Origin of the sequence: Streptomyces sp. TSRI0281 (assembly GCF_001905125.1) — a bacterium.
Classification (GTDB): domain Bacteria; phylum Actinomycetota; class Actinomycetes; order Streptomycetales; family Streptomycetaceae; genus Streptomyces.
The window spans coordinates 157,695-165,196 of record NZ_LWLE01000010.1 but is presented as its reverse complement, the minus strand read 5'-3'; the positions used below and the strand labels follow the sequence as shown (position 1 = coordinate 165,196).

General features: G+C 70.3%; 8 protein-coding genes. 6 read left to right on the top strand and 2 right to left on the bottom strand.

Going from position 1 to position 7,502, the window contains the following annotated elements; all coding sequences use genetic code 11:
- From A6A29_RS17095 to A6A29_RS17080, 4 genes are all read left to right on the top strand, one after another.
- Positions 1 to 1,570: sensor histidine kinase (locus A6A29_RS17095; RefSeq protein WP_143196996.1), on the top strand; the 1,570-nt coding region annotated here is incomplete at its 5' end.
- A 58-nt stretch (positions 1,571 to 1,628) separates the two neighbouring features.
- Positions 1,629 to 2,321 (top strand): response regulator, encoded by a 693-nt coding sequence (locus tag A6A29_RS17090; protein ID WP_073720939.1) that lies wholly within the window; start codon positions 1,629 to 1,631, stop codon positions 2,319 to 2,321.
- Between the two features lie 152 nt (positions 2,322 to 2,473).
- Positions 2,474 to 2,890, top strand: a complete 417-nt coding sequence (locus A6A29_RS17085) for an OB-fold nucleic acid binding domain-containing protein (protein ID WP_073720938.1) — start codon at positions 2,474 to 2,476, stop codon at positions 2,888 to 2,890.
- A 3-nt stretch (positions 2,891 to 2,893) separates the two neighbouring features.
- Entirely contained in the window at positions 2,894 to 3,652 is a 759-nt protein-coding gene (locus A6A29_RS17080; protein WP_073720937.1) for a DUF3159 domain-containing protein, read from the top strand.
- 223 nt (positions 3,653 to 3,875) lie between these two features.
- Here the strand turns inward: A6A29_RS17080 and A6A29_RS17075 are convergent, their stop codons facing one another.
- Positions 3,876 to 4,553 (bottom strand): potassium channel family protein, encoded by a 678-nt coding sequence (locus A6A29_RS17075; RefSeq protein ID WP_073720936.1) that lies wholly within the window; start codon positions 4,551 to 4,553, stop codon positions 3,876 to 3,878.
- Positions 4,553 to 5,221: a potassium channel family protein gene (locus tag A6A29_RS17070; RefSeq protein WP_073720935.1), complete on the bottom strand. Its 669-nt coding sequence runs from the start codon at positions 5,219 to 5,221 to the stop codon at positions 4,553 to 4,555. Before A6A29_RS17070 ends, A6A29_RS17075 begins: the two co-directional genes overlap by 1 nt.
- Before the next feature lie 322 nt (positions 5,222 to 5,543).
- Here A6A29_RS17070 and A6A29_RS17065 point away from each other — a divergent pair, with 322 nt between their 5' ends.
- Together A6A29_RS17065 and A6A29_RS17060 are read left to right on the top strand one after the other, a co-directional pair.
- Positions 5,544 to 6,218 carry a GntR family transcriptional regulator gene (locus A6A29_RS17065; RefSeq protein ID WP_073720934.1) on the top strand — a complete coding sequence of 225 codons (675 nt, stop codon included), beginning with the start codon at positions 5,544 to 5,546 and terminating at the stop codon, positions 6,216 to 6,218.
- 116 nt (positions 6,219 to 6,334) lie between these two features.
- Positions 6,335 to 7,384, top strand: a complete 1,050-nt coding sequence (locus tag A6A29_RS17060; protein ID WP_073720933.1) for a 1-aminocyclopropane-1-carboxylate deaminase — start codon at positions 6,335 to 6,337, stop codon at positions 7,382 to 7,384.
- Positions 7,385 to 7,502: the final 118 nt, after the last annotated feature.

Here is a 7,502-nt window from a genome sequence, read left to right as displayed (position 1 = left end):
CCGGCGCAAGACCTGGCAGTACATCTACGGTCCCGGTGTCGGCTCGACCGTCGCGCGCGATTCCGGCCCCGACCTCGACGTCCACATCGTCACGCACGAGGAAGTCGCCAAGGGCCGCGGCCTGCCCATCGCCCGCGGCGCCCGCCTGGGCCGCGCCCGCATCATCTGGGGCTGGCTCGTCGGCGTCGCGGGACCCGCCCTCCTCTCGCTGCTGCTGACCAGCCTGGAGAACGGCCCGGGACTCGCCAACGACGTCCTGCTCTTCCTCTTCCTGACCGTCGCCGCTGCCCTGCTCGGCGGACTGCGCCCCGCCCTCGCCTCGGCCGCCGTCGGCTCGATGCTCCTGAACTACTGGTTCACCCCGCCCACGCACACCCTCACCGTGCAGGACCCGGAGAACTTCGTCGCGATCGTGATCTTCTTCGCGGTCGCGGTGGCGGTCGCGTCCGTGGTGGATCTGGCGGCCCGCCGCACCCATCAGGCGGCCCGGCTGCGCGCCGAGTCGGAGATCCTCTCCTTCCTCGCGGGCAGCGTCCTGCGCGGCGAGACCACCCTGGACGCCCTGCTGGACCGGGTCCGCGAGACCTTCGCCATGGAGTCCGTCGCCCTGCTGGAGCGGAAGAGCGACGTCGACCCGTGGACCTGCGCCGGGTCCGTCGGCCCGGCGCCCGCCGTGCGCCCCGACGACGCCGATGTGGACATGCCGGTCGGCGACCACATGGCGCTCGCCCTGTCCGGCCGCGTCCTGCCCGCCGAGGACCGGCGCGTGCTCGGTGCGTTCGCCGCCCAGGCCGCCGTCGTCCTGGACCGCCAGCGCCTGGTCTGGGAGGCCGAGGAGGCCCGCAGACTCGCCGAGGGGAACCGCATACGCACCGCCCTGCTCGCCGCCGTCAGCCATGATCTGCGCACCCCGCTGGCCGCCATCAAGGCCGCCGTGAGCTCGCTGCGCTCCGACGACGTCGCCTGGTCGCAGGAGGACGAGGCCGAACTCCTCGAAGGCATCGAGGACGGCGCCGACCGCCTCGACCATCTGGTCGGCAACCTCCTGGACATGTCCCGCCTCCAGACCGGCACCGTCACCCCGCTGATCCGTGAGATCGATCTGGACGAGGTCGTGCCCATGGCACTCGGCGGCGTCCCCGAGGGCAGCGTCGACCTCGACATCCCCGAGACGCTGCCGATGGTCGCCGTCGACCCCGGGCTGCTGGAGCGGGCCGTCGCCAACATCGTCGAGAACGCCGTCAAGTACAGCCCCGACGGGAAGCCCGTCGCCGTGGCCGCCAGCGCGCTGGGCGAACGCGTCGAGCTACGGGTCGCCGACCGGGGCCGGGGGGTTCCGGACGAGGGCAAGGAACGGATCTTCGAGCCCTTCCAGCGGTACGGCGACGCCCCGCGCGGCGCCGGAGTGGGCCTCGGCCTCGCCGTCGCCCGCGGCTTCGTGGAGGCCATGGGCGGCACACTCGACGCCGAGGACACCCCCGGCGGCGGCCTGACCATGGTGCTCACCCTCAAGGCGGCACCGGGATACGTTGCGGCCAGCCCCGATCTTCCTGCCCCGGTCACCTCGTGACGGCAGCCCCGATTCCGTACAGCACACACTCTCCGAACAGCAGAAAGGCAGGTCCGCGATGACCAGGGTGCTTGTGGTCGACGACGAGCCGCAGATCGTACGCGCCCTCGTGATCAATCTGAAGGCGCGCAAGTACGAGGTGGACGCGGCCCCCGACGGGGCGACCGCCCTCCAGCTCGCCGCCGCCCGCCACCCCGATGTCGTCGTCCTCGACCTCGGGCTGCCCGACATGGACGGTGTCGAGGTGATCAAGGGGCTGCGCGGCTGGACCCGGGTACCGATCCTGGTGCTCTCCGCCCGCCACACGTCCGACGAGAAGGTCGAGGCCCTGGACGCGGGGGCCGACGACTACGTCACCAAGCCGTTCGGCATGGATGAACTGCTGGCCCGGCTGCGTGCCTCCGTACGCCGTGCCGAACCCGTCGGCCAGGACGGCGCCGACGACATCGTGATCGTCGAGACCGAGGGCTTCACGGTCGACCTGGCGGCGAAGAAGGTCCACCGCGAGGGCCGTGACGTACGGCTCACTCCCACCGAATGGCACCTGCTGGAGGTCCTCGTCCGCAACAGCGGCCGCCTGGTCAGCCAGAAGCAGCTGCTCCAGGAGGTCTGGGGCCCCTCGTACGGCACCGAGACCAACTACCTGCGGGTCTACATGGCCCAGCTGCGCCGCAAGCTGGAGGCCGACCCCTCGCACCCCCGGCACTTCGTCACCGAGCCGGGCATGGGATACCGCTTCGAGCGCGGCTGACGGCGGCTGACGGCGGCCGAGGGCGGTTACCGGTCGGCGCGCCGGCGGCTCCCCGCCCGGTAACGACAACCTGCGGCACCCATCCCCGTAACCCGTACGAGTGATCTTCCCCGACCCCCGCTCGTACCACACGGGACCGGTACCCTTCGGGTATGAGTGCCGTTCCTCGATTCGAGAAGGCCGGGAAGGCGGAAAAGCCCTCCGGCCGCTTCCGCCGCATGCTCGACCGGCTGTCCAGCTCCCAGCAGGACCTGGAGTCGGAGGAGCTGCAGGAGGACACGCAGGCGTCGGGGTGCACGCGTATCTCCGAATGCTCGGACCGCCAGATCGTGAAGGTGGCTGGTACGTTGCGGACCGTCACCCTGCGTCCGCGTGCCGGAGTGCCCGCCCTGGAGGCGGAGCTCTTCGACGGCACCGCGCCGCTGGACGTGGTCTGGCTGGGCCGACGCTCGATCATCGGCATCGAGCCCGGCCGCAGACTCATCGTCTCGGGCCGCGTCGCCATGAGTCACGGGCGCCGGGTGCTGTTCAACCCCACATACGAACTCCGACCGCTCGGCAAGGAGTAGCCGGTGACGTCTCTTGACAAGCCGACGTCCGAAACGGACCAGCCCCATCGCACCGAAGAGCAGGAAGCCGAAGCGAAAGCGGTTACCGAGGCCGCGCTCTTCGAGGCTTTCGGCGGCGTGCGCGGCATGGTGGAGACAGTCCTGCCCGGTCTGCTCTTCGTCACGATCTTCACCATCAACAAGAACCTGCACGTCTCGGCCATCGCGGCCCTGGCGGTGTCCCTCGCGCTCGTCGCCGTACGGCTGATCCGCAAGGACACCGTCAAGCACGCCTTCAGCGGCGTCTTCGGCGTGGCCTTCGGTGTGGTCTTCGCGATGATGACGGGCAACGCCAAGGACTTCTACCTGCCGGGCATGGTCTACACGCTCGGCCTGGCGCTCGCCTACCTCATCACGACCCTCGCCGGAGTTCCGCTGATCGGCCTGATCCTGGGCCCGGTCTTCAAGGAGAACCTCTCCTGGCGCACCAGGAACCCCGGCCGCAAGAAGGCGTACGCCAAGGCCAGCTACGCCTGGGGTCTGATCCTGCTCGCCAAGTGCGCGATCCTCTTCCCGCTCTACTGGTGGGCCGACACCGCCCAGCTGGGCTGGGTGCTGGTCGCGCTGAAGATCCCGCCGTTCCTGCTCGCGGTCTACCTGACCTGGGTCTTCCTGGCCAAGGCGCCGCCGCCCATCGACGTCTTCGCCGAGATGGAGGCGGAGGAGCAGGCCGAGAAGGCCCGCAAGGCGCAGGCGGCGGCAGCCCGCAACTACGAGGGCTGACCGACACACCGCCGTCGGCAGACGATGCGAAGGGCCCGCAACCGTGAGTCACGGTTGCGGGCCCTTCACGTGTGTACGGTGCCGCCGAGTGCTCCCGTACATACGGTGCCGCCGACTGGTCCCTACGGTGCTGCCTGGCTCCCGTACGTACGGTGCCGCCGAGTGCTCCCCTGCGTACGGTGTTGCCGGTGGCTCCCGTACGTACGGTGCCTGTGGTGCCTGCTCAGTCGTCCTCGGGATCGCGGCGGACCGACAGCAGGTCCTCCAACTGCTCCTCGCGCGCCTGGGCGGCCACGAACAGCAGCTCGTCACCGGCCTCCAGGGTCTCCTCGGTGCTCGGCGTCAGTACGCGCGTACCGCGGATGATGGTGACCAGCGAGGTGTCCTCCGGCCATGCGACGTCCCCGACCTGGGTGCCGGCCAGCGCCGACTCGGGCGGCAGCGTCAGCTCGACCAGGTTCGCGTCACCGTGGCTGAAGCGCAGCAGCCGGACCAGATCGCCGACGCTCACCGCCTCCTCGACCAGGGCCGACATCAGGCGCGGCGTGGAGACCGCGACATCGACGCCCCACGACTCGTTGAACAGCCACTCGTTCTTGGGGTTGTTCACCCGGGCGACGACCCGCGGAACGCCGTACTCGGTCTTCGCGAGCAGCGAGACGACCAGGTTGACCTTGTCGTCGCCGGTCGCGGCGATGACGACGTTGCAGCGCTGCAGGGCGGCCTCGTCGAGCGAGGTGATCTCACAGGCGTCCGCGAGCAGCCACTCGGCCATCGGGACCCGCTCCACCGAGATGGCGGTCGGCGCCTTGTCGATCAGCAGCACCTCGTGCCCGTTCTCCAGGAGCTCGGCCGCGATGGAACGGCCCACCGCGCCGGCCCCGGCAATCGATACGCGCATCAGTGACCGCCTTCCTCGGGACCCTCGGCAAAGGCCGCTTCGACCTTGGCGATCTCGTCCGTACGCATCATCACGTGGACCAGGTCGCCCTCCTGCAGGACGGTCTGCGACGTCGGCAGTATGGCTTCACCCAAACGGGTGAGGAAGGCCACGCGGACGCCGGTCTCCTCCTGGAGCGTGCTGATCTTGTGGCCGATCCAGGACGGCGTCGTGTGCACCTCGGCGAGCTGCACACCACCGCTGGGGTCGCGCCACAGCGGCTCGGCGCCCGAGGGCAGCAGCCGCCGCAGCATCTGGTCCGCGGTCCAGCGGACCGTGGCCACGGTGGGGATACCGAGACGCTGGTAGACCTCGGCACGCCGGGGGTCGTAGATCCGGGCCGCGACGTTCTCGATGCTGAACATCTCGCGGGCCACCCGGGCGGCGATGATGTTCGAGTTGTCGCCGCTGCTGACCGCGGCGAACGCCCCGGCCTCCTCGATGCCCGCCTCGCGGAGGGTGTCCTGGTCGAAGCCGACCCCGGTGACCCGACGGCCACCGAATCCGGAACCGAGGCGGCGGAACGCCGTGGGGTCCTGGTCGATCACCGCGACCGTGTGCCCCTGCTGCTCCAGAGTCTGCGCGAGAGCGGCTCCGACTCGCCCGCAGCCCATGATGACGATGTGCACCTTGCGCCTACCTCGCAGTCCTGGTCGTCCGGCTGACCTGCGAAAACACCCTGCTCACACTTCTCTCTCAGCTTGCCGGGCAAACAACGGGGCAACCGCCTTCGGCGTTGCCAGGGGATGAGCTTATGCGGCCATGCATCCAATGCCTCATCCGAGTGTGCGTTCGGCGCGACACTCCGGCAAAAGGGAGGTAAAGGGAACGCGCTCGTCCGCTCGACCACCCTTCCCGGCTCGGGTGCCCCGCGTCCCCCGGCCCCTCCGCCCGAACCCCCGCCGCACGCACCCTTCCGGCCAGGACAACAGACATCTAACATGTCAGTTCATGGAGACCCTTCGCCCGGTCCGGCGGACACTGCTGCGGGACACCGCGTACGAAGCCATCCGCGACGCCATCGTCCGCGGGGACATCCCACCCGGAGCCCCCGTCCGCGACGCCGACCTCGCCGAACGTCTCGGCCTCTCCCGCGCCCCGGTCCGTGAGGCCCTGTCCCGGCTGATCGGGGAGGGGCTCGTCGAGAGCAAGCCGCAGAGCTACACCCGGGTGACACGGCTCGTGCCGCGCGACGTCCGGGATGCCGCCGCCGTCGTACAGGCCCTGCAGGAACTGGCGGCGCGCGGTGCCGTGCCGCATCTCACGGAGCGGGACACCGCGGCGATGCGCGAGGCCAACGAGCGCTTCAGAGCCGCGACCGACGGGGGTGACGTCGCGGCCGCGCTGCGCGCCGACGACGAACTGCACGACACCCTCGTCACCGCCTGCGGCAACCGCGCGGTCGCCGCCACCATCGAGCGCTACACCCCACTGATCCGCCGCCTGGAGTGGCGCCGGTTCGGCACGGCGAGCGCGGCGCACGGATCGGCGGAACTCCACGACCGTCTCATCGACGCCTGCGCGGAAGGCGACGCGGAGGCGGCGGCGCGGATCACGACGGAGATCTGGAGTGCGCTGGAAGGGCTGGCGGACGAGGAGGAGAACGCCACCACCCAGGAGGCATGAGCGCCAGGACCTCCGTTCCCGTTCCCCTCGCCAGCCCCTTCCTCCCGTCTCCCTCCTGTCTTTCTGCCGTCCTTCCGTCCCTTCACCGGTCCCTGATCGCGACCCAAGGAGCCCCCATGACGACCGCGCCCCTTCCCACCCTCCCGGCCGCACTCTCCGCTCCGCACCGCTACCCCCTCCTCTTCGGCCCTTCGCCGACGCACCGCCTGGACCGGCTCACCGAGCATCTCGGCGGTGCCGAACTCTGGGCCAAGCGCGAGGACTGCAACTCCCCGATCGCCTACGGCGGCAACAAGACCCGCAAGCTCGAATACCTCGTCGCCGACGCGCTGGCCAAGGGCTGCGACACCCTCGTCTCCATAGGCGGCGTCCAGTCCAATCACACCCGCCAGGTGGCCGCGGTCGCCGCTCGCGCGGGCCTGAAGTGCGTGCTCATCCAGGAAAGCTGGGTCGAGTGGCCCGACGCCGTCTACGACAAGGTCGGCAACATCCTGATCAGCCGTCTCGCCGGGGCCGACATCCGCCTCGTCCGCGCCGGATTCGGCATCGGCGTCAAGGACAGCTGGGAGCAGGCGCTGCGCGAGGTCGAGGAGCGCGGCGGCCGCCCGTACGCCATCCCGGCCGGCGCCTCGGACCACCCGCTGGGCGGTCTCGGCTTCGCCAACTGGGCGTACGAGGTCGTCGAGCAGGAACGCGCGCTGGGCGTCTTCTTCGACACGGTCGTCGTCTGCTCGGTGACCGGCTCCACCCAGGCCGGCATGGTCGCGGGCTTCGCCGCCATCGAGGAGGCGGGCGGCCGTCCCCGCCGTGTGCTGGGTATCGACGCCTCCGCCGAACCGGCCCGTACCCGCGAACAGATCGCCAGGATCGCGGGTGCCACCGCCTCGCTCATCGGTGTACGGCGCGCACTCACGGTGAACGACATCGAGCTGGACGAGCGGTACCACGCCGGTACGTACGGCATCCCCGACGACACGACGCTCGACGCGATGCGGCTGGCCGCCCGTACGGAGGGCATGGTCACCGACCCGGTGTACGAGGGGAAGTCGATGGCGGGCATGGCCGACCTCGTGGGGCGCGGCGAGATCGGCCGCGAGTCCACCGTGCTGTACGCCCATCTGGGTGGCCAGCCGGCACTGAACGGTTACAGCGCGTTGTTCTCGTAGGGGCGGGCGCAAGGATTGCGTTAAGGAATGGGTGAGCTTTCCCGCTGATCGCAGAAGAATGCGAGGCCACGGCGTTTGGGCGGCGGTGACCCCGCTGTCCAGCGCTTACGATCCTCTG